This is a genomic window from Pseudomonas sp. 10-1B (assembly GCF_000935045.1).
In the GTDB taxonomy this organism is placed as follows: domain Bacteria; phylum Pseudomonadota; class Gammaproteobacteria; order Pseudomonadales; family Pseudomonadaceae; genus Aquipseudomonas.
Genome location: NZ_JYKS01000012.1, coordinates 1 through 20,930 on the forward strand (window position 1 = coordinate 1; position 20,930 = coordinate 20,930).

General features: G+C 60.8%; 23 protein-coding genes and 2 tRNA genes. 10 read left to right on the plus strand and 15 right to left on the minus strand.

What is annotated here, in order from left to right; genetic code table 11:
- Positions 1 to 109: 109 nt before the first annotated feature.
- On the minus strand, positions 110 to 502 hold the full coding sequence (locus tag TZ03_RS08865; protein WP_051097121.1) for a glycine zipper domain-containing protein: 393 nt from the start codon (positions 500 to 502) through the stop codon (positions 110 to 112).
- A gap of 73 nt (positions 503 to 575) precedes the next feature.
- The gene (locus TZ03_RS28575) at positions 576 to 755 is read right to left on the minus strand and encodes a hypothetical protein (protein ID WP_082056590.1); all 180 of its coding nucleotides are present in this window, start codon (positions 753 to 755) and stop codon (positions 576 to 578) included.
- 223 nt (positions 756 to 978) lie between these two features.
- Between TZ03_RS28575 and TZ03_RS08870 the strand changes: the two genes are divergently transcribed.
- Entirely contained in the window at positions 979 to 2,178 is a 1,200-nt protein-coding gene (locus TZ03_RS08870) for a GGDEF domain-containing protein (RefSeq protein WP_051097217.1), read from the plus strand.
- Here the strand turns inward: TZ03_RS08870 and TZ03_RS08875 are convergent.
- Positions 2,138 to 2,428 carry an RcnB family protein gene (locus TZ03_RS08875; protein ID WP_051097122.1) on the minus strand — a complete coding sequence of 97 codons (291 nt, stop codon included), beginning with the start codon at positions 2,426 to 2,428 and terminating at the stop codon, positions 2,138 to 2,140. The genes TZ03_RS08870 and TZ03_RS08875 overlap by 41 nt on opposite strands.
- A 117-nt stretch (positions 2,429 to 2,545) precedes the next feature.
- Here TZ03_RS08875 and TZ03_RS08880 point away from each other — a divergent pair, with 117 nt between their 5' ends.
- Both TZ03_RS08880 and TZ03_RS08885 read left to right on the plus strand, forming a co-directional pair.
- Positions 2,546 to 2,896: a hypothetical protein gene (locus TZ03_RS08880; RefSeq protein ID WP_051097123.1), complete on the plus strand. Its 351-nt coding sequence runs from the start codon at positions 2,546 to 2,548 to the stop codon at positions 2,894 to 2,896.
- A gap of 318 nt (positions 2,897 to 3,214) precedes the next feature.
- Positions 3,215 to 4,036 carry a class I SAM-dependent methyltransferase gene (locus TZ03_RS08885; RefSeq protein ID WP_051097124.1) on the plus strand — a complete coding sequence of 274 codons (822 nt, stop codon included), beginning with the start codon at positions 3,215 to 3,217 and terminating at the stop codon, positions 4,034 to 4,036.
- On the opposite strand, the gene TZ03_RS08890 is transcribed toward TZ03_RS08885, so the two are convergent.
- From TZ03_RS08890 to TZ03_RS08905, 4 genes are all read right to left on the minus strand, one after another.
- Complete coding sequence (locus TZ03_RS08890; protein ID WP_051097125.1) at positions 4,037 to 4,804, minus strand: SDR family oxidoreductase; 768 nt, start codon at positions 4,802 to 4,804, stop codon at positions 4,037 to 4,039.
- 36 nt (positions 4,805 to 4,840) lie between these two features.
- Entirely contained in the window at positions 4,841 to 5,908 is a 1,068-nt protein-coding gene (locus TZ03_RS08895) for a phosphotransferase family protein (protein WP_051097126.1), read from the minus strand.
- 259 nt (positions 5,909 to 6,167) lie between these two features.
- Positions 6,168 to 6,485: an SCP2 sterol-binding domain-containing protein gene (locus TZ03_RS08900; RefSeq protein ID WP_051097127.1), complete on the minus strand. Its 318-nt coding sequence runs from the start codon at positions 6,483 to 6,485 to the stop codon at positions 6,168 to 6,170.
- A gap of 55 nt (positions 6,486 to 6,540) precedes the next feature.
- The gene (locus TZ03_RS08905; RefSeq protein WP_051097128.1) at positions 6,541 to 7,251 is read right to left on the minus strand and encodes a histidine phosphatase family protein; all 711 of its coding nucleotides are present in this window, start codon (positions 7,249 to 7,251) and stop codon (positions 6,541 to 6,543) included.
- A gap of 197 nt (positions 7,252 to 7,448) precedes the next feature.
- Between TZ03_RS08905 and sohB the strand changes: the two genes are divergently transcribed.
- Positions 7,449 to 8,468, plus strand: a complete 1,020-nt coding sequence (sohB, locus tag TZ03_RS08910) for a protease SohB (protein ID WP_051097129.1) — start codon at positions 7,449 to 7,451, stop codon at positions 8,466 to 8,468.
- Between the two features lie 154 nt (positions 8,469 to 8,622).
- Positions 8,623 to 8,696, plus strand: a tRNA-Cys gene (locus tag TZ03_RS08915).
- A 412-nt stretch (positions 8,697 to 9,108) separates the two neighbouring features.
- Here the strand turns inward: TZ03_RS08915 and TZ03_RS08925 are convergent.
- Entirely contained in the window at positions 9,109 to 9,327 is a 219-nt protein-coding gene (locus TZ03_RS08925) for a hypothetical protein (protein WP_051097131.1), read from the minus strand.
- Positions 9,328 to 9,880: 553 nt separating this feature from the next.
- On the minus strand, positions 9,881 to 10,891 hold the full coding sequence (adhP, locus tag TZ03_RS08930; RefSeq protein ID WP_051097132.1) for an alcohol dehydrogenase AdhP: 1,011 nt from the start codon (positions 10,889 to 10,891) through the stop codon (positions 9,881 to 9,883).
- 469 nt (positions 10,892 to 11,360) lie between these two features.
- Between adhP and TZ03_RS08935 the strand changes: the two genes are divergently transcribed.
- On the plus strand, positions 11,361 to 11,558 hold the full coding sequence (locus TZ03_RS08935) for a hypothetical protein (protein WP_051097133.1): 198 nt from the start codon (positions 11,361 to 11,363) through the stop codon (positions 11,556 to 11,558).
- A 1-nt stretch (position 11,559) separates the two neighbouring features.
- Here the strand turns inward: TZ03_RS08935 and TZ03_RS08940 are convergent, their stop codons facing one another.
- The 3 genes from TZ03_RS08940 to TZ03_RS08950 form a co-directional block, all read right to left on the minus strand.
- The gene (locus tag TZ03_RS08940) at positions 11,560 to 11,973 is read right to left on the minus strand and encodes a DoxX family protein (protein WP_051097134.1); all 414 of its coding nucleotides are present in this window, start codon (positions 11,971 to 11,973) and stop codon (positions 11,560 to 11,562) included.
- Positions 11,974 to 12,228: 255 nt separating this feature from the next.
- Entirely contained in the window at positions 12,229 to 13,863 is a 1,635-nt protein-coding gene (locus tag TZ03_RS08945) for a reverse transcriptase domain-containing protein (RefSeq protein ID WP_321163302.1), read from the minus strand.
- Between the two features lie 304 nt (positions 13,864 to 14,167).
- A tRNA-Leu gene (locus tag TZ03_RS08950) sits at positions 14,168 to 14,252 on the minus strand.
- A gap of 673 nt (positions 14,253 to 14,925) precedes the next feature.
- On the opposite strand from TZ03_RS08950, the gene TZ03_RS08955 reads away from it, so the two are divergent.
- The 4 genes from TZ03_RS08955 (at position 14,926) to TZ03_RS08970 (ending at position 18,261) form a co-directional block, all read left to right on the plus strand.
- The gene (locus tag TZ03_RS08955; RefSeq protein ID WP_051097135.1) at positions 14,926 to 15,201 is read left to right on the plus strand and encodes a hypothetical protein; all 276 of its coding nucleotides are present in this window, start codon (positions 14,926 to 14,928) and stop codon (positions 15,199 to 15,201) included.
- Positions 15,202 to 15,283: 82 nt separating this feature from the next.
- On the plus strand, positions 15,284 to 16,444 hold the full coding sequence (locus TZ03_RS08960; protein WP_051097136.1) for a two-component system sensor histidine kinase NtrB: 1,161 nt from the start codon (positions 15,284 to 15,286) through the stop codon (positions 16,442 to 16,444).
- Positions 16,445 to 16,449: 5 nt separating this feature from the next.
- Entirely contained in the window at positions 16,450 to 17,895 is a 1,446-nt protein-coding gene (locus TZ03_RS08965) for an ATPase domain-containing protein (protein WP_051097137.1), read from the plus strand.
- Between the two features lie 12 nt (positions 17,896 to 17,907).
- The gene (locus TZ03_RS08970) at positions 17,908 to 18,261 is read left to right on the plus strand and encodes a response regulator (RefSeq protein ID WP_051097138.1); all 354 of its coding nucleotides are present in this window, start codon (positions 17,908 to 17,910) and stop codon (positions 18,259 to 18,261) included.
- Between the two features lie 45 nt (positions 18,262 to 18,306).
- On the opposite strand, the gene csrA is transcribed toward TZ03_RS08970, so the two are convergent.
- The 3 genes from csrA to modC all read right to left on the minus strand — a co-directional run bounded on the left by csrA (position 18,307) and on the right by modC (position 20,929).
- Complete coding sequence (gene csrA / locus TZ03_RS08975; protein ID WP_004375914.1) at positions 18,307 to 18,504, minus strand: carbon storage regulator CsrA; 198 nt, start codon at positions 18,502 to 18,504, stop codon at positions 18,307 to 18,309.
- A 253-nt stretch (positions 18,505 to 18,757) separates the two neighbouring features.
- The gene (locus tag TZ03_RS08980; RefSeq protein WP_051097139.1) at positions 18,758 to 19,780 is read right to left on the minus strand and encodes a DNA topoisomerase IB; all 1,023 of its coding nucleotides are present in this window, start codon (positions 19,778 to 19,780) and stop codon (positions 18,758 to 18,760) included.
- A gap of 57 nt (positions 19,781 to 19,837) precedes the next feature.
- Positions 19,838 to 20,929, minus strand: coding sequence for a molybdenum ABC transporter ATP-binding protein (modC, locus tag TZ03_RS08985; protein ID WP_051097140.1), 1,092 nt, complete (start codon positions 20,927 to 20,929; stop codon positions 19,838 to 19,840).
- Between the last annotated feature and the right edge of the window lies 1 nt (position 20,930).

The following is a 20,930-nucleotide window of genomic DNA, read 5'->3' on the forward strand; positions in this document are numbered from 1 at the left end:
CTGGTAAAGGCCTCTTAAATAAAACCTTATAAAACAATGACTTATGTTTTGTTTGATAGGAGCCGGCTTGCCGGCGATGGGCTGCATAGCAGCCCCTCAGGTCAACGGATCAGTGACGGTGACGGTGGCGTTTTTTACCGCTGCGGTGGTCGTCGCCCAGATGGTTGCCGATGGCACCGCCGGCCGCACCACCCAGGCCAGCACCTACGGTCGAACCGGTCTTGCCGCCCACCGCGCCGCCAAGCAGCGAACCGCCGGCCGAACCCAGGCCACCGCCGATGGCGGCTTCGGTACGGTTGCCCTTGCGTGCACCTACCGCACTGCCGGCTGCGCCGCCGAGGCCAGCGCCGATGGCCGCCCCCGTCTTGCCGCCCATCTGTTGACCGACAACGTTACCCAGGGCACCACCCAGGCCGCCGCCAATGGCGGCAGTACCGTCACCGGCGAAAGCGCCCTGGCACAGCAACAGGCCGAGGGCAAGGGAAGGCAGAGTCAGACGCATGGTACGAACCTCAAAGGAATCATCAAGTTAAGGTGCCGCGTAATGGACGGCGGGTAAGGGTTGCAAAGACGCTTCAGCGGTAGTAGCGGTCACCGCGGTATCGACGATCGTCATCGTCGCGGTCATGCCGATGGTGGTGACGATGGCCACGGTCGCGGTCACGCCAGCCATCGTCGTCATGGTAGCGATGGCTATGGCAACCTGCGGTCAACAGGGCAACGGCGATCAGCGAAAGGCTTGCAAGACGGGATATCACGGTATAGGTCCTTGATCCGCAAAGGTTTACGGGGCACTTGCTGAGACTGGGGATGATCCATTTGGTTTCCTGGGCGGGCAAAAATTTGTGCTGCAGCGACAGGTGGCGTGCCTGTGGGTTGCTGTTCTGTCCCGCTCGGTCATGGCCGAGCGCTTGGCGCGGCTCTAGACTGCACGCTAAGCCGCAGCCAAGATGGCAATCTGCCACACGGTGAATCATGATGATCGCCCACACCCCCACGTTGTTCGCCGCCGTTGCCCTGGTGGCTACCATCCTCGCTTTTTGCCTGTTGCTGGTCGGCAGCAACCGCCGAGACAACCTGATGCTCACCGGTTGTGGGCTGCTGGTGCATGCGCTGGCGTATGTCTGCTACACCGTGTATGCCCAGGCCCCGTTGTGGCTCAGCTATGGCGTGGGCAACAGCCTGTTGTCGCTGGCGTTGGCCTTCTATACGGCCAGCCTGTTCCGGGTGCGCGAGCAGGTGGTGCCCTGGCGCATCGTCTTCGTTATCCCTGCCTGCATGCTGGTGGGGCTGATGCTGCTGCTCGACACGCTGGAGCCGCGCATGCTCCTGGCGACGCTGGTGTTGATGCTGCAATGCTCGATGATCCTGTACTGGGCGCGGCGCCATGCCGAGCGGCCGGGCAGGGCCCACCTGCTGCTGGAGATCGGCGCGCTGATCAGCCTGGTCGGCCTGGGCATGCGCGTGGTGGCGGTGGCCAATGGCACTGCGGTGGAAATGCGTTATGACACCAGCAACCTCAAGCAGAGCATTTCCGTGGCGATCGGCACGGCCACGGTGATGATGTATTCGATCGGGCTGGTGCTGATGGCCAAGGAGCGCAGCGAGTCGCGCCTGCAACAACTGGCCCTGCGTGATGTGCTGACGGGCACCTATAACCGTCGGGCGATTCTGGAGCGGTTCGCCGTAGAGCTGGAGCGTGCTCGTGCACAACAGGGCAGCCTGGCCGTGGCGATGATCGACATTGACCATTTCAAGCGTATCAACGACCTGTATGGGCACCTGGCCGGCGACGAGGTGCTGTGCCATTGCGTGCGCCAGTTGCAGCAGCGCCTGCGCCAGGCTGACAGCCTTGGCCGTTATGGCGGCGAGGAGTTCCTGCTATTGCTGCCGGGCACTGACCGTAGCGGCGCAATGGCTGCGCTGCAAGGGCTGCGCGAGGCCATTGAGCGCAGCCCGGCACGTTTTGCCGGTGACCAGATCGAGTTGCGCTTCAGCGTCGGCCTGTGGTGTGGCGTGCCGGGGCCGGAGGACAGTACTGCCAGCCTGCTGGCCCAGGCCGATGCCGCGCTTTACCAGGCCAAGGCCGCCGGGCGCAACACGGTGCACATGGCGGCTTTGTTCGAGGCAGGCTGCATCAGGACGCCGACTGGATCGCCAGCACCACGCCATTGGTGATCTGTACCAGTACGTAGTGCTCGCCCATGCGCACCCAGTGGCTTTCCTTTTCCGGCGCTGGCAGGCCTTTGGCTTTCCAGTCCTTGATGGCCTGGTCGTCGCGCTTGTACTGGTCAGGGGCCTTGTCGCCGACCTTCAGCTCACGATTGTGGGTTTCCGGCGCTGTGACGCTTTCTTCGCTGGAGGGGGCGGCGGTGACGACGAGGGGCAGGCAGGGCAAGGCGGCGAATAGCAGGTAGTGCAGTTTCATGGCGGTCTCCTTGTGATGTCATGCATTGACTGCGACAGCGGCTGGTGCATGACAATTCACTCGCGATGCCCGCCAGTGCTAGAGTCGCTTTCTTTTTCGATACCCTGAGGATGGAACATGCGTGCGATTCTGCCGATGGCCGCGGCGCTGATGCTGGTCGGTTGTGCTTCTGCGACCATGGAGACGGCTCGCGGCGGCAAGCCGACAGCGCAGCTCGACTCGCACAAGGCGCCAGAGCTGGTTGCCCAGTGCATCCAGTTCAGTTGGCAGGAAGAGAAGGTGTTCGGCGACGACGCCAGTGGCTACCTGGAGCCGCGCAAGCAGGGCGGGTTCACCGTGTATACCCGTGAGGCCGAGGCATTCGTGGACGTTTACCCGCAAGCGGGTGGGGCGCGGGTGGATTACTACGCGCAGAAGAACGACAGCGTGGCGCTGCAGCGCCGGGCTGCGGCGGCGACTTGCCTGTAAGGCCTGGAAAATGGGCAGAAAGCGAGCCCATGTGGGGCTAATGCCAGGCAGTTAAGCCTATGAGGCACATTGGAGCTGCTGTGCAGCCCATCGCCGCGGTTCGTCGCCACGGCAAGCCAGCTCCCACAGGGACTGCGCAAAGCTTGAGATCTGCGCGGTACCTGTGGGAGCTGGCTTGCCGGCGATGAGGCCAGTCCAGGCAGTACAAGACAGTTGCTCCCACAAAGACCGCGCGCATTACAATTTTTAGCAAGGCCGCTGTGTCGCAGCGGAGCAGGTGGCGGCTAGCATGAGGCTCCACCACTCAAGGACGACACCATGGACCGCTCCCTGCAACTCAACCGCGCCAGCTGGGACGAACGCGCCCCGCTGCACGCCGCCTCCAAAGACTACGAAGTCGAGCAACTCTTCCAGCACTGTGGGCACCTTTCCGAAACCGTACGCTTCGACCTGCCCTTGCTCGGCGATATCGACGGGCTCAACGCCGTCCACCTGCAATGCCACATCGGCACCGATACCCTCTCGCTGGCGCGTCTTGGCGCCAAGGTCTGCGGCCTGGACTATTCTGCGGCTTCGCTGGCCGAGGCGCGGGCACTGGCCAGGCGCTGCGCGGTGTCTATCGAGTATGTTGAGGCTGACGTCTATGCCGCCGACCAAGTGCTGCCGGTAGGCACTTTCGACCTGGTCTACACCGGCATTGGCGCGCTCTGCTGGCTACCTCGCATCGAACCATGGGCACGCACCGTGGCGGCCCTGCTGAAGCCGGGTGGGCGGCTATTCCTGCGCGATGGGCACCCGATGCTGATGGCCGTCAACGAAGACCACCAGGACCGTCTGCAGCTCGAATACCCCTACTTCGAGCACGAGGAGCCGACGGTGTGGCACAACGACCAGACCTACGTCGAAACCGAGCGACGGCTGGCTCACACCGAAACCCACGAATGGAACCACGGCCTGGGCGAGGTGATCACCGCGATGCTGGCTAACGGGTTGCAACTGACGGCTCTGGTCGAGCACCAGAGCCTCCCTTGGGAGGCGCTACCGGGGCAGATGGTCAGGGGCAACGACGGCGAATGGCGCTTGCGCGACCAGCCTGCACGCCTGCCCCTGAGCTACACCCTGATGGCGGTAAAAGCCTGATCAGGACAGGTAGCCGCCGTCGACATTGAGCGCGGTGCCGGTGGTGTAGCTGGAGGCATCGCTGGCCAGGTACAGCACCGCGCCGGCCATTTCCTTGGGGTCGGCCACGCGCTTGAGCGGAATCTGCTGCAGCGCGGCGTTGAGGATGGCGTCGTTCTTCACCAGGGCCGAGGCGAACTTGGTGTCGGTCAGGCCCGGCAGCAGGGCGTTGCAGCGGATGCCGAACGGCGCGCATTCCTTGGCGAAGACCTTGGTCATGTTGATGACCGCCGCCTTGGTCACCGAATAGATGCCCTGGAAGTGGCCCGGCGAAACACCATTGATCGATGCCACGTTGATGATGCTGCCGCCGCCGTGCTCGCGCATCAGCTTGCCGGCCTCCACCGACATGAAGAAGTAGCCGCGGATGTTCACGTCCACGGTCTTCTGGAACGCGCTCGGGTCGGTATCCAGCACGTTGCAGAACTGCGGGTTGGTGGCCGCATTGTTGACCAAAATGTCCAGGCGCCCGAACTGTTCACGGATGCTAGCGAATACCTGTTGGATCTGTTCCAGCTCGCCAATGTGGCAGGCCACGGCAGTCGCCTTGCCACCGGCGGCGATAATGGCCTCGGCTACCTGCTGGCAACCATCGAGTTTGCGACTGGAAACGATCACATGGGCGCCTTGCTGCGCCAGCAGGTGGGCGATGGCTTCGCCGATGCCGCGGCTGGCGCCGGAAACGAAGGCGATCTTGCCGTCGAGGTCGAACAGGTGGGTCTTGGACATGCTGTTTTCCTTGTTATCCGTCGTCGTGGTCGGTGCTCAGAGGCTGGACTTGGCGATGACCTGCAGGGTCATCTGCTCCAGCAAGCGGTTCATGTGGATGAACTGGGCGAAGCGCTTGTCCTGGGTCTGGCCGTGGTAATAGCGGTAGTAGATCTGCTGGACGATGCCGGCCAGGCGGAACAGGCCGTAACAATAGTAGTAATCGAAGTTGTCCAGGCGGATACCGGCGCGCTCGGCGTAGTAATCGACGAACTGGCGGCGGCTGAGCATGCCTGGCGCATTGCTCGGCTGGCGGCGCATCAGCTGTACCGGCGCCGGGTCGTCGGCCTCGATCCAGTAGGCCAGGCTGTTACCCAGGTCCATCAGCGGGTCGCCCAGGGTGGCCATTTCCCAGTCCAGCACACCGATGATGCGCATGGGGTTGTCGGCATCGAGGATCACATTGTCGAAACGGTAGTCGTTGTGCACGATGCCTGGCCGTGGATGGTCGGCGGGCATCTTCGCGTGGAGCCAGGCGGTCACCTTTTCCCAGCGCGGGGCGTCGGGGGTGAGCGCTTTTTCGTAGCGGCTGGTCCAGCCCTCGACCTGGCGCTGCACATAGCCTTCCGGTTTGCCAAGGTCCGCCAGGCCGCAGGCGTTGTAGTCCACTTGGTGCAACTCGACCAGGCGGTCGATGAAGCTCTTGCACAGCGCCTCGGTGCGGCTGGCGTCGAGGTTCAGCTCGGCTGGGATATCCGAGCGCAGGATGATGCCCTTGACCCGCTCCATCACGTAGAACTCGCCACCGATCAGGCTGCTGTCGGTGCAGTGCACATAGGCCTTGGGGCAGTAGGGGAAGCCGCTGTTCAGCTGGTTGAGGATACGAAATTCGCGGCCCATGTCGTGGGCCGATTTGGCCTTCTGGCCGAACGGCGGGCGGCGCAGCACGAAGTCGCGGCCCGGGTAGCTGACCAGATAGGTGAGGTTGGAGGCGCCGCCGGGGAACTGGCTGATACTCGGCAGGCCATCCAGGCCGGGGATATTGGCCTTGAGGTAAGGGTCGATGACGGCCGCGTCGAGTTCTTCGCCGGGGCGTACCTGGGTGGACTGGTCGGTGAGCATCATGCGTTTTCCTTATTCTCGATCGCAAGGACTATTGGCTAATCTAATGGCCTGCCGAGGTTGGAACAAGCGTGCCAGGTGCCATATAGGTGAGGGTGTTGCTGCCTGATCAACTGCTTTGATAGCGCTCGACTTGGTTTTTGTGGGAGCGGCCTTGTATCGCGAAAGGGCCGCACAGGCCAGATGAATGTGTGCCAGACAGGCAAAAAAAAACCGAAGCCATTCAGGCTTCGGTTTTTCGATCATCCGCTACTTCCAGCCCTCAGGACGGGAACAGCTCGCTGAGCTTCATCGACAGCATCATGTCGCCTTCAACGCGCAGCTTACCGCCCATGAAGGCCTGCATGCCGTCGGTTTCGCCACTGACGATACCCTTCAGGGTCTCGCTGTCCATCACCAGGGTGCAGTTGGCATCCGGGTTTTCGCCTTCCTGCAGGTTGCAGGTGCCGTCCTTGACGATCAGGGCGTAGTGCTTGTCTTCGTCGGTGATGTTGAAGCCGAACACCAGGTCCAGGCCGGTGGCCGCGGATGGGTTGAACTTCTCTTGCATCTTTTTCACGGCATCAGCTACGGAGGTCATGGCGCATTCCTTATAGAGTGATTTACACGTCCCGCAGGGACACAACAAGCCGGGCTCATCGATAGGTGACAAGCTCCGGCGCCCTCAACAGCTGCACATGGGCCTGGCTGTTGAAGGAAGCCAGTGCCACGTCGCGGCCGCGGAACTTCAGCTGGCTGAGCGACGTGTTGATGATCTGCCAGTTCAGCGCGAACGCCTGGCCGGGGGTGATACGGGTTACCAGGTGGAGCAGGGCGGCAATGGTGCCGCCCGAGGTGAAGATGGCGATATTGTCGCCGCTGCCGGCAGCATCGAGTACGCGCTGCAGGCCACCTTGCACGCGGGCGGTGAAGGCTTGCCAGGTTTCCAGGCCGTCGTCGGCATGCTCGCCATCGTGCCAGCGCTGCACCATCAGTGCGAACAGGCGCTGGAACTCGCTGCGATGCTGCGCGCCATTGCGCAGGATGTGCAGGGCATCGGGCTCTTCCGGCAGCAGCCCGGGCAACAGGGCACGGATCACGCCATCGGCATCGAACTCATTGAACGCCGCGTCGGTCTCAACAGCCGGCACTGGGCAGCCATTGGCGTGCAATGCCGCCAGTGTCAAATGCGCGGTATCCTGCTGGCGGCGCAGGTCGCCAGCCACGCAGCGGTCCAGCCGCACACCGAGCTGGGCCAGGTGTTCACCCAGCGCTTGGCTTTGGCGCACGCCCAAGGGCGAAAGGACGTCGTAGTCATCGGCACCGAAAGAGGCTTGGCCATGTCGAATCAGGTAGAGGTTGCCCACGAAAGGTTCCGGCCTGTTGGAGGTTGCTGCGAGGTTAGGATGCGGCACACGGGCTGTCAACGAAAAAACATACAAGCGTTTGAAAAGGTTGTTTGAAAGATGTTGCCAGCGTTTACACCGGCTGGCAGCACCTCAGGCGCAACGGTATGCTTGCAACAGTTACGCGCCGTAGTGGCGCTGGTCTTTAAGGAGTCAACGTGGAGTTTCTTGCTGAATACGCAAGCTTTCTCGCCAAAACCGCCACCCTGGTCATCGCCATCCTGGTGGTACTGTCGGCCATCGCCGGGCTGCGTGGCAAAGGGCGACGCAAACCGGGTGGGCAATTGCAGGTCACCCGCCTGAACGATTTCTACAAGGACCTGCGCGAGCGCCTGGAGTCGGGCCTGCTCGACAAGGCCCAGCTCAAGGCCCTGCGCAAGCAGCAGGCCAAGGCAGAGAAACAGCAGAAGAAAGGCAAGGCCGAAGAAAAGGGCCGGGTCTTCGTGCTGGACTTCGATGGTGACATCAAAGCCTCGGCCACAGAAAGCCTGCGCAACGAAATTACTGCCTTGCTGACCCTCGCCACCCCCCGTGACGAAGTGGTGCTGCGCCTGGAAAGCGGCGGTGGCCTGGTGCACAGCTACGGCCTGGCCGCTTCGCAACTGGCGCGCATTCGCCAGGCTGGCATCCCATTGACCGTTTGCATCGACAAGGTGGCTGCCAGCGGTGGTTACATGATGGCCTGCATCGGCGAGAAGATCGTCAGTGCGCCATTCGCCGTGCTGGGGTCGATCGGTGTGGTGGCGCAGTTGCCCAACGTCAACCGCCTGTTGAAGAAGCACGACATCGATTTCGAAGTGCTGACCGCAGGTGAGTACAAGCGCACCCTGACCGTGTTCGGCGAGAACACCGAGAAAGGCAGGGAGAAGTTCCAGGAAGACCTGGACATCACCCACCAGTTGTTCAAGGATTTCGTCGCCCGCTATCGCCCGCAACTGCACATCGATGAAGTGGCCACCGGCGAAGTCTGGCTGGGTGTCGCGGCACTCAACCGCAAACTGGTGGACGCGCTGCAGACCAGCGACGAATACCTCAGCGAGCGGGCCCGCAACGCCAACCTGTTCCACCTGCACTATGCCGAACGCAAGAGCCTGCAGGAGCGCATCGGTATGGCTGCCAGCGGCGCGATGGAGAACACCGTGGTGGGCTTGTGGAGTAAACTTGGCCGCTTGCGCTAACACCTTGAACCCGTTGAAATTTTTTTTCGTTCAGGGGGTTGCAAGGTTAGAAGAATGACGACATAATGGCGCCCATCGAAACGCAGCAAACTTTGAAAAAAGTTCAGCGTTTCAAGGAGATAGCGAAGCGAAAGCTGCTAGATCCGAACTTTGAGGCCGAGTAGCAAAGTGGTTATGCTCCGGATTGCAAATCCGTCTACGCCGGTTCGATTCCGACCTCGGCCTCCACCATTCGAAAGCCCCGCAGATTAACGTCTGCGGGGTTTTTCTTTGGGCGATAGAAAACCTGATTGTTTCCGCATAATCATGCATCGTTTCCGCATCAGGGACTAAACAGGCTCTCCTGGAGCTGATGGCGTGGGCTGGGATCGAGGAGCAGGGCGAGGCGATGACGCTGATGAATCATCACCTGCATGGGCTGGGTCCTGGCGTTGCACTGCCACTTCTGAGTAGATGGTTGATATCCCAGTCTAAGCTTTTTCCGAAGCTGTACGAGCAGAACGGGCATCCAGAATGCTCATCCGTACTCAGCCTGACCGTGTGTTTGACGCTAGATAAATCCATTCATATCTCCCGAGCCGGCCCCATGCCGGCTACCCGTAGTACCCCATCCCGAACCAAATTGCCACCATGCCAAAGGTCAGTCCGGCGAGCTTTTTGGGGAGTGGAACGGCGCGAAGGTCATTCCGAAAAACCAACCTCCGATCATTGCCAGCCATATCGACTTGTACCCGTCGACGTTATAGGCAAGCCAGTAGTTGGCCGCCGTAATGACAGCGAACACTGAGAAAAACTGCTTGCGGGAATACCTGCTCAGGTAGCGGGTTGCTGCGGCTTCGAGGTCTTTGAGCTTCTTCACTGCAATTCATCCTTGAAAAAACCCGTAATCCTACCCTATAGCCTAATGCCAGTCAGTTAAGGTTTCTGCAGCCCTTCGCGGGCACGCCCGCTCCCACAGGTTTGGCGCTGAGCTTTGGAAATGTGCGGTCCCTGTGGGAGCGGGCGTGCCCGCGAAGGGCCGCAAAGCGGCCCCAAATTGCTTAACTGACTGGCATTACCCTATAGCCCCACTTTGACACCATGCCGCATCCGGCCACGGAGGGCGATGCAGGCCTGATGACGCGCGGCAAGGCCCCGGCATTCTGCGATCCGGGCGACATGGTGTACCGGGTGACCGCCGAAGGGCAGAAGTTTGATCTGTCCAGGCTTCCGTCACCACCCCCTCGAAAGTACACAAAGTTCAATGCCTACCTCGACAAGTGCGAGTGTTACACGGATTCGCTCACTTCCTCGGCATCAACATGCCGCTGTAGGCAGCGCGGCGAGTGGCGGGATCGCGAATACTGGATGGTCCGCTACCCCGTGTGAGTGTGTACCGCCAGTATCGGCGCCACTATAGCTTCACCAAGTGCTCAACTTTCGAAGTCGATCACCATCCGGCCTTTGATTTTCCCCTCGAGCATTTCGTCGAAGATCTGGTTTATATCCTCGATCGGCCGCAGGGTCACCTTCGGCACCACTTTCCCTTCCGCTGCAAACTGGAAAGCTTCCTGCAAGTCCTGGCGGGTTCCCACCAGCGAGCCGACCACTTCGATACCATCCAGTACCAGGCGGGGGATATTCAGGTTCATGGATTCCGACGGCAGCCCGACGGCGACCAGGCGCCCACCGGCGCGCAGTGCGTCGACAGCCGAGTTGAACGCGGCCTTGGCTACTGCGGTAACTACGGCGGCATGTGCGCCGCCAGTCTGGGCCTGGATGACTTTCGCCGCGTCCTGCGTGCGTGAATTGATAACCAGGTCCGCACCCATCTCGCTGGCGAAGCGCAGTTGTTCGTCGTTGACGTCAATGGCGATCACTTTGGCGTTGAAGACGTTCTTGGCATATTGCAGGGCCAGGTTGCCCAGGCCGCCGAGGCCGTAAATGGCAATCCATTGGCCGGGGCGGATGTTGGAAATTTTCACCGCTTTGTAGGTCGTCACGCCGGCGCAGGTGATGCTGCTGGCGGCAGCGGAGTCGAGCCCGTCGGGCACCTTGACCGAGTAATCGGCTTTGACGATGCAGGCTTCGGCCATGCCGCCGTCCACGGTGTACCCGGAGTTCTTCACTTCGCGGCACAGGGTTTCGTTGCCGCTGTTGCAATACTCGCAATGCCCACAGCCCTGGTAGAACCATGCAACGCTGGCGCGGTCACCTGGCTTGAGCGAGGTGACACCCGGTCCTACCGCCTGGACCACGCCGATGCCTTCATGGCCTAGCACAACACCGGTCTTGTCGCCGAAGTCGCCATTTTTCACGTGCAGGTCGGTGTGACACACACCGCAGCATTGCATCCTCAGCAGCGCTTCGCCGTGTTCGAGAGGGCGCAGGTCTTTTTCCACCACATCCACGCGACCGCCTGGTGCAACAACAGCAGCTTTCATACGAGCCTCCATGTCTATCTGAGTGAGCTTGGGTTAGCGCTGGGTTAGCATAGCCCTTGCCTGGCCAGGCAAAACTGCCTCAGGTCATGGTCTCAAGCATCGGCGCAAGTGGCGCGATGCCTGGAAGAGCAGCGCATGTCACGCGGATGGCTTGTAGGCGAGCAAAAAGAAAAGCCCGCGGCAATGATGCGGCGGGCTGCAAGAACATACGGAGCAGGTTTAGTGTGCCTATCCAGATGTCAGTATTTCGTGAAGGTCAGGTCACCAGGTTGTCATGTATGTGCTTGTCTGACCTGGCCCTATCGCCAGACGCAGCCATGAAAAAAGCCCGCCATGAAAGGCGGGCAAGCGACGTTTGAAGGGAGAGCCTGCAGATTGGACCTGGCCGGTTAACCGAGGATTAAGCGCAATGCATTGACCTGCGAACCTGATCAGCCTATACAGGCCTGCCATTCGCTCAGGAGCCAGCATGCACGACGAAGACGACCTGCACGAACCCGAGCACGATCACCTGCTTGATCACGAATTTCTCTACGACGATGTGGAGCCCGAGGCGGATGCCCAGGGCGCCGAGGATGAGCTGGAGGAAGATGAGGAAACGCGGGATGACTTCGATGACGAAGAGCGTGATCACCCCGCCTGGTTCGACGACTGCGAAGACGATTGATTCAGCGCCCGTCCACCGAGAAGCGCCCGGGGCCGCTCACGGCCAGCAACAGCAGGCCGCCCATGATGCTGAGGTTTTTCAGAAACTGCGTCATGTTGGCGCTGCGCTCGGGGTCGACCATATTCCAGAACGGGTGGCCCAGTAGCGCCGTGCCGAGCACGAACAGCGCGAACAGGAAGGCCAGCGGGCGTGTGTAGAAACCCAGGATCAGCAGGATGGCCACGACGAACTCCATGAGCACGGCAATCGCTGCTGCCAGCATCGGGGCAGGGGCGCCCAGTGAGGTCATGTAGCCGACCGTGCCGTCGAAGCCGGTCAGCTTGGCCCAGCCAGACAAGACGAACAGGATCATCAGCAGCACGCGGGCAATCAGGATAATGATGTCGCGTTGACCATCGAACAGGGAGTAGCGCATGGTGGCGTTCCAGTGGACGGGTTCAAGCTCCACTCTAGCAGCTGCGCCAAATATTGCTGCCAGGTAGCAAAAAGGCGCCGCAAGGGCGCCTTTTCAAGGAAGTTTGGTGCGAGTGGCGGGACTCGAACCCGCAAGGCTCACGCCGACAGAGTTGGGTCGCCTGCCAGGGTCTCAGAGAGAACATCCAACAGGCTCCCACCGAACCGGACGTGCAACTTTCATAGCATCCGGCTCTCCAGCATGCGATTTACGCCATCACTGAGGCACGTACGCAAGTGAAGACAATTTGAGGTCGTCGTACTTGCCAGCGTGGATCTTGTCGTGGCAGCCCTGACAAACTGGGAGCTGCTTCCGATTGATGGCACTCATTATCTTGTTGAAACCACTCGTGATATTTTTGTTACCTTTGCGGAGGGCTCGGATGTGATGCATTTCCACACCAGTACTGTTGCCACAAACCGCGCAAGGGTTACCAAGGTGGCTGCGGGTTAACCTGGCAGTTTGTGCCATAAGAACATCAAGCTCTAATGGCTTCTGCGGCACCGCGAATGGCTGGCGCCATTGTGGTGGCTTCCAGAACCCTACGGTGATGGTTTCACCCTTCGCTGATCTGTAACTGGCCTGTGGGAAGACGCCGTACCGTTGAATCGCTCTAGGAACCCTAATCCTGTGCTTATGACTTAGAGTCATGAGGCAAGAATATTGAAGGATGTACATGACCCAGCTGAGCGTGTAGGCGTTGTTACACACGCAGTAGTAGTTGTAGATTCCTCTCCAGATCGAGTTGAATCGCATGATGATTTCATGGTCTTCAAGGCTCACGAAGAGCCTTTTCGATCTAGGGAAGAACTCCTTTCCTCTCAGTGTGTGGCAAAATCCTGATACATTCAGCTTGGTGATCAGCGTTTTCGCTGAGACATCAACCCTTGGTTTCCATCCGGTCACGCGCTTGATCGAGGATCGTCGGCCTTCGGCTTTAACTCGCAGGCGTTTTACCGACCCTCCAATGGAGAGCTGGTAGCCTAAGAATGAGGCCTGTTCCGACTTCGCGTGAGTGATTAACGTCTTCTCCGCAGAGAGTTCCAGTTTCAGTTGAGTTGCTAGGAATGTGGAGGCGCGGGACTTAATATCCTCAGCCAGTTCCTTGCTACCTGTGACGCCGATCATCCAGTCGTCCGCGTAGCGGACGTAGAACACCCGACAAAAGTCGGGGTCGTCGACTAGCACCGTCGGTAGGAGCGATGCTGCGTGCTCCAACTCCTTCACAACTTCAGAATCCTTGGTAGCTTGCCCCTTCGAAATCAGGTAGTCCTTCTTCCGTATGAGCTTTCGCCACTCCGGATTTGGTTTCCTCTTCGTCCCTTTGGTGAGTTCCGTGCGGAGGTCATCGACCCAGCTGTCGAACTCATGCAGGTAGATATTCGCGAGGATAGGGCTGATGACCCCTCCCTGCGGTGTCCCCAGCTTGTTGGACGACAGTGAGCCGTCCACTTCCCGGATATCCGCACGAAGGAATGTCCAGATGAGATTGATGAACCTCTCATCTTTGATCCGCTTGCGCAGCAAGGAGATCAGAACATGATGGTCGATGTTGTCGAAGAACCCTTTAATGTCCCCTTCGACCAACCATGTCACGCCGTTCCATTTAGTAAACTCTTGAATTGCCGTATGGCAGCCCAAATTCGGCCTGAATCCATGGCTATGGCTGGAGAACGAGGGTGAGGTCGCGCTGTCGTAGATTGATTCGAGAATCTCCCGAATCATTTCTTGGACGATCTTGTCTCTTGGGGAGGGAATCCCTAGAGGGCGGGTCTTCCCATTGGCCTTGGGTATGAATTTCCTGCGGACAGGTCTGGGCTGGTACGAACCGTTTCGGATCGACTCACACAGTTTCCAAGTGCTTCTGAGGAGATGTGATCAAGCGTAACTCCATCGTCGCCCGCAGTCATATTGCCTGGGTTTGACTTAATCCGCTCATAGGCAAGAGTTGCCAGTTGCGGAGAGCACACTAATCTGAAGATGTTGTCGTTTTCCCACTTGGGATCGCAATTCAACTTTCTGAGAGTTTCTAGTCGTTCAATGATCTTCATGAGCCATCCAACTCAACCATTTTCGAACTAGGTAACGCATGCCTGTAACCCTTCTGAGATCATCCCCCTCGCGGGATGAGATCCCCTTCCTTGTTAGGGAATAATGGTACCCCGGGTCGGACTCGAACCGACACGTTCAAAGAACGAGGCATTTTAAGTGCCTTGCGTCTACCATTTCGCCACCGGGGCCACACTCTACTACGATTACTCCGTAGCCATATCGCTCGCACGACTTAGGCCATCCCCGCGTTAACGGCGGAACGTTGCACTGGACTTAGGTACCCCTTTCGTCATTTGGCCCCTCGCTGGGGTTGAGCCTTGGAGGTGAACTACGGGAGGCCTTAAAATCTTGCCTTCCGTCACCAAGAAATGGGGCGTCGGTATCCTTTCCCCATCGACGCCGTCGAGTCGCTCTCTGACTAGGGTTCGAGCAGTATAGCCCTTACCATATCCATTCTACCTGCCTCGCCAGGGGAGCGGATACTACCCCATTTGAGACTTTTCACACCATGCTACAGTCCCTTGCGGGGTTTCCCCCTCCGGTAAGGTGCTGGTTTAGCCACATTATTCACAGTGGCAACGTATGCCTACGTTATCGATCCGCCGCCCTCTACGGGCGCACTTTTAAGTCTGCTGTGTATACCAATTCCACCACACTCGCACGCTTGAAGGGGTCGCAATGACCAGCTCGCTTCTAAGCAGAAGGGCTTCGCAATCAAGCGCGCTTTATAACCCATTGTTATAGTTGAGTCAACTGCAGCACCTATGATCAACAGAATGAAGGGCCGATCGAATGGGCAATTGACACCTTGCTGTCATTACGCCACTGTTCCCCCTTTATTGGATCCAAGAGTATGCAGCGATGACCGAGTCCAAGGCTTCCGGGCGTATCGTGCGCCCGCGGCTGTTCTGGCGGCTGCTGTTCGCGCAGGTGGTCGTGCTGGGGGCGTTTCTCTACCTCAGCTTGTTGAGCCTGGGTGGTTACCTGCTGGTGCTGGGTTTCGGTGCCGAGCACCCGCAGCCACAGCGGCTGATGGCCCTGGCCGGGGGCGGGGGGATCGTGCTGGTAGCCCTATGGCTGCTGAAAGTGGCAATGCCACGGCGTATCAGCCCGGTGCTCGTCGAGCCTGAGCGCTGACCCTCGGATAGCCACGCGGGCGTTCACAGGGCACTCTTGGCTAAGCTCATTTCGTCCTTCCTGCTGTGCCGGTGGAGTTTGCATGGTTTCAGCTGATTGCCTTGGCCACCCCGTCATGCCTGCCCACCGCTATGAACAGCTGGTTCAGTCGGTGGTGGATTACGCCATCTATATGCTCGACCCGTCTGGCCATGTGGTGTCATGGAATGCCGGTGCACAACGAATCAAGGGCTACCGTGCCGATGAAGTGATTGGCCAGCATTTTTCATTGTTCTTCACCCCGCAGGATTGTGCCGAGGGGCGCCCCGAACGCTTGCTGCGTCAGGCGCTGGAGCAAGGCGTGGCGCAGGATGAAGGCTGGCGCGTGCGCAAGGATGGCACGCAGTTCTGGGCCTTGGCAGCGCTGGACGTGATCCGCGATGACCAAGGCCAGATTGTCGGCCTGGCCAAGGTGACCCGGGACATCACCGACCGCCGCGAGTCGGCGCTGCAACTGGATGCTGTGCGCGCCCAGTTGTTCCAGGCGCAGAAGCTTGAAGCCCTCGGCCAGTTGACTGGTGGCCTGGCTCATGACTTCAACAACATGCTGACCATCATCATCAGCTCGGCGCGCCTGGCGCTGGCGACCCAGGACCCGGCGCGTGTCCAGCGCATGCTGCAGCACATCCTCGATGCCGGGCAGCGGGGTACCGAACTGACCCAGCAATTGCTCAGCTTTGCCCGCCATCGCAAGCTCGATGTGGCCTGCGTCGCCCCGACGGACCTTATTGCCACCACCCGTGGTCTACTGGAACATGCACTGCCCAGCTCGACTGAGCTGAAAGTGCTGTTGCAAGCGGACCTGCCCCTGATCGAGGTGGATGCCGGGCAGTTGCAGATGGTGCTGCTCAACCTGCTGTTCAATGCCCGCGATGCTATCGCAGGGCAGGGCCAGATCTGCATGGCGGTCGATGTGGTCGAGCTGGCAGGTGAAGTGGAAGGGCTGTGTGGCAGTTTCGTGCGTTTCCAGGTGGAGGACGACGGTGAAGGGATTGCGCCGGCGGTATTGCCGCGCATCTTCGAGCCGTTCTTCACTACCAAGCCATTTGGCAAGGGTACTGGCCTGGGCCTTAGCCAGGTTTATGGCTTCGCCAGGCAGAGCGGTGGTGCCATCTGCGTCGATAGCGAACTCGGCCGTGGTACATGCATGCAGCTTTACTTGCCAACCTATCAGGACCAGACGGACAGCCAACTCGACAGGTAGACACCATGGCACAGGCACTCACGCGGCTGGTGACGGGGATCGAAGGGCTCGATGCGCTGCTCAAGGGCGGCCTTGTGGCTGGTGCGTCCTACATCATTCAGGGGCCGCCGGGTGCCGGCAAGACCATCCTGGCCAATCAGCTGGCTTGCGAGCACGTGCGCGTCGGTGGCCGGGTGTTGGTGGCCACCTTGCTGAGCGAATCGCACGAGCGGCTGTTCCAGTACCTGGCCACCCTGGAGTTCTTCGACCCGGCGCTGGTCGGCGACCAGATCCAGTTCGTCAGTGCCTTCGACACCCTGGAGCAGGAAGGGCTGGACGCCGTGGTGCGGCTGCTGCGCCAGGAAATCGCCCGGCAGCAGGCCAGCCTGCTGATCGTCGATGGTGTGCTCAATGCCCGGGTGCGGGCGGAAACCACGCTGGACACCAAGAAGTTCGTCTCCGAACTGCAAGGCCATGCGGCCTTTGCCGGCTGCACCGTGCTGTTGCTGACCAGTGCACGGCTGGAGGAGGGCAGCCCGGAGCACACCATGGTTGATGGCGTGATCGAGCTGGGTGAGCTACTGGTGGGCAGCCGCGCCGTGCGCCATGTCCAGTTGCGCAAGACGCGGGGCAGTGCAGCGCTGTCGGGGCGCCACGAATGCCTCATCGATGAAGCAGGCATGCACATCTACCCGCGCCTGGAAGCGTTGTTCAGCCATCCCAGCCAGTTGGGCTGCGCAACCCTGGAACGTATCAGCAGCGGTGTGGCAGACCTGGACGAAATGCTCGACGGCGGCTTGGCCACGGGCTCGGTCAGCCTTCTGATCGGGCCCTCGGGTATCGGTAAGACGTCATTGGGCCTGGCCTTTCTCGGCGCCAGTACCACGCAGGCGCCGGGGCTGCATTTCGGTTTTTACGAAACGCCTGAACGCCTGCGCATCAAGGCCGCGTCGCTGGGTTACGATTTTGCCGCGATGGAGCAGGGCGGCAGCCTGCAATTGTGCTGGCAGCCAACCACCGAGGGCCTGCTGGATCAGGTCGGGGCGCGCTTGCTCGAGCGTGTCGAGGTACAGGGCAGCAAGCGTGTGCTGATCGACAGTCTCGGGGCGTTCAGCCGCCTGGCTACCGACCCGGCGCGGCTCAATGCGTTTTTCCGTGCGCTGACCGGCGAGCTGCGCGCACGCCACGTCAGCGTGATGCTGACCTGGGAAATGCGCGACATCTTCGGCGCGGAAATCAGCGCGCCGGCACCGGACCTGTCGAGCATCGTCGACAACCTGATGCTGATGCGCTTCGTCGAACAGGATTCGCAACTGCGGCGCATGCTGTCGATTCTCAAGGTGCGTGACAGCCACCATGACCCTGCCTTGCACGAGCTGCTGATCGGGCCGCAGGGCATTACCTTGCGCAAGGCGTTCGAAGGCGCCTGTGGTGTGCTCTCGGGAACGCCGGTGCCGCAGGGGAGCGGGTGACGAGGCGGGCAGATGAACACCATCCTGATCGTCGATGACGAGTACCTGATCGCCGACATCCTCGGTTTTGCCCTGGAGGACGAAGGCTTCCAGGTGGAAAAGGCGAGCAACGGCTGCAAGGCGCTGGAGGCGCTGAAGGAAAAGCGTGTTCAACTGGTGATCACCGACTACATGATGCCGGTGCTCAACGGTGAGGAGCTGGTTCGCTCGATGCGTGAAGACCCGGCCTTGAGCGAGTTGCCGGTCATCCTCATGAGTGGCGCGCAGGCCAACCAGGGATGCCCGGAACTGTTCGCCGCGGTGTTCGACAAACCGTTCGACATGGACTGTATGATCGCCAAGGTGCGCGAACTGCTGGACACCTGAGGCGCGGGGCGGTCAAGCGCGTCCGTGCGGCTTGAGGCAGGTCGCTCAGTGCGAGTCGTCGTGTTTTTCCGGGGCCGGGCTGCCTGCCTGGATGCGCTTGAAGATCTCTTCGCGATGAACCTGGACATCTTTCGGTGCGTCGATACCGATTCTCACCTGCATCCCTTTGACGCCCAGAATGGTGACTTTGATGTCGTCGTTGATGACGATGCTTTCGCCAACCTTGCGCGTGAGTATCAGCATGTAGTTCTCCTTGGTGATATAAAAGTCCGCCGGGCCAATTGCCGTGGCGGTGGGAGCTCGTCCCTCTTCCTTCTCATTAAAGACGCTTTCGGCGGATAGTAATTCCCCGACAGACAAATTCTGTTGCGTGTCTTCAGTCGCAGGTGCCGAAACAAACCGCCAGCAGTTTGTCGGCCAAGGTGCTCGGTGCCAAGGATAGGGCGCTTGGCCGCCAATGGGAAATTTCTTCGCATCATGGGCTGAATAGACCGGGTCAATGGTCGTCCTGTTCCTCGAGTGCCTGAAGAAATAACAGCAAAGTCACTTCCTCGCGGTCCAAGCCCTTGCGTACGCGGTTTTTCGGCAAACTGGCCAGCCTGCCCAAGGCATAGTGTTCAAGGACGGCCGGGTGGATGTAGCAGCGCCTGCACACTGCTGGTGTATTGCCCAGGCGTGCGGCGACCTGGCGGACCATGGCGGCGACTTGGCGCTTAGCTTCGTCCTCGGGTTCCCAGGCCAGCGGTCTGAGCAGGTCCAGGGCCAGGCTGCTGCCGGCCCAGGTGCGGTAGTCCTTGGCGGTGAAGTCGGCACCGGTCAGCTCCTGCAGGAACTGGTTGACCTCGCTGGAGCCGATGCTGTGGCGCTGGCCGTTTTCATCCAGGTACTGGAACAACGCCTGCCCGGGCAGCTCCATGCAGCGCTTGATCAGGTTGGCCAGGCGCCTGTCATTGAGGGTAACGTTGTGCTCGACGCCGCGCTTGCCACGGAACTGGAAACGGATACTGCTGCCCTTCACCTCGACGTGGCGGTTGCGCAGGGTGGTCAGTCCATAGGACTGGTTGTCACGCAGGTAGCGCTGGTTGCCAATGCGGATCAGGGTATGGTCAAGCAGGCTCACCACCAGCGCCATCACTTTTTCCCGGTCCAGGCCAGGCCGTGCGAGGTGGGCTTGCAACTGCGCGCGCAGCTTCGGCAAGGCCTGGGCAAAGGCCAGCATGCGCCCGTACTTGTGCTGGTCGCGCACTTCGCGCCACTGCGCGTGGTAGCGGTATTGCTTGCGGCCTCTGGCATCACGGCCGGTGGCTTGCAGATGGCCCTGCGGGTCGGCGCAGATCCACACATCGGTGTAGGCCGGGGGGATCACCAGCGCGGCAATGCGTGCGAGGGTGTCACTGTCGCGCACCCGCTGGCCATCGGCATCCAGATAGATGAAGCGGCCCCGCCAGCGCTGCCGGGTCAGGCCCGGCTGGCTGTCGTCAACGTAATGCAGGGTGCGCGGCAGGGGGCAGTCGAGCATGGGCGGCAGGCCTCGATCAGGTCACTGAGCAATGGACAACCGCCACCCTGGTATTGCTCAGCCCAACAAGGCCACCGACTTGATCTGGGCGAACAACGCCTGGCCCGGGTGCAGGCCAAGCTGATCCGCCGAGAAGCGGGTGATGCGCGCGAGCAAGGCATTGCCACCGGCATCCAGGCTGACCAGTACATGGGCCGGGTTGTCGGCCGGGCGGCTTTCGCGCACTCGCACTGGCAGGCGGTTGAGGATGCTCGAGGTGCTGTCGGCCGCCAGTGCCAGGCTGACGTCACGAGCCAGCACCTTGACCCGCAGGGTGCTGCCCATCACGTGGGCCGGGTGGGCGATGCGCAGTAGCGGCCCAGTGCTGCCGGGCAGGCGCAGGTCGAGCAGGTCGTAGTGCGGGTCGTGGCCAACCACCAGGCCCTCGAACACCACGCCGGCATCCTCGCCCTGGGCTAGCGACAGGTCGAGGCGGGCCAGGGTTTCGCCAATCGGGCCACTGGCCACCGCCTGGCCTTGCTCCAGCAACACCAAGTGGTCGGCCAGCCGCGCCACTTCGTCCTGGGCATGGCTGACATACACCAGCGGGATGTCCAGTTCGTCGTGCAGGCGCTCCAGGTACGGCAGGATCTCGCGCTTGCGCGGCCCGTCGAGCGCAGCCAACGGCTCGTCCATCAGCAGCAGGCGCGGGCTGCTGAGCAGGGCGCGGGCAATCCCCACACGCTGCGCTTCGCCGCCCGACAGCGTCGCGGGCCTGCGTGCCAGCAAGTGGCCGATGCCCAGCAGCTGGCAGGCCTGGTCGAGGCTGACCTTGCGTTCGCCAGGGGCTACCCGGCGCCAGCCGAACTCCAGGTTGCCGCGCACCGACAGGTGCGGGAACAGGCTGGCCTCCTGAAACACATAGCCCACCGGGCGCAGGTGCGGGGCCTGGAAGTAGTCGTGGGCGCTGTCTTCCCAGACTTCGCCGTTGACTTCGATATAGGCGCTGGCGGCCCGTTCCAGGCCAGCCAGGCAGCGCAGGCAACTGGTCTTGCCGGAGCCCGAGTGGCCGAACAGCGCACTGATGCCGCGCCCGGGCAGGTGCAGGTCGACATCCAGGGTGAAGTCGTCGCGCGCCAGTTTCAGGCGCGCCACAATCGATGTGGTCATC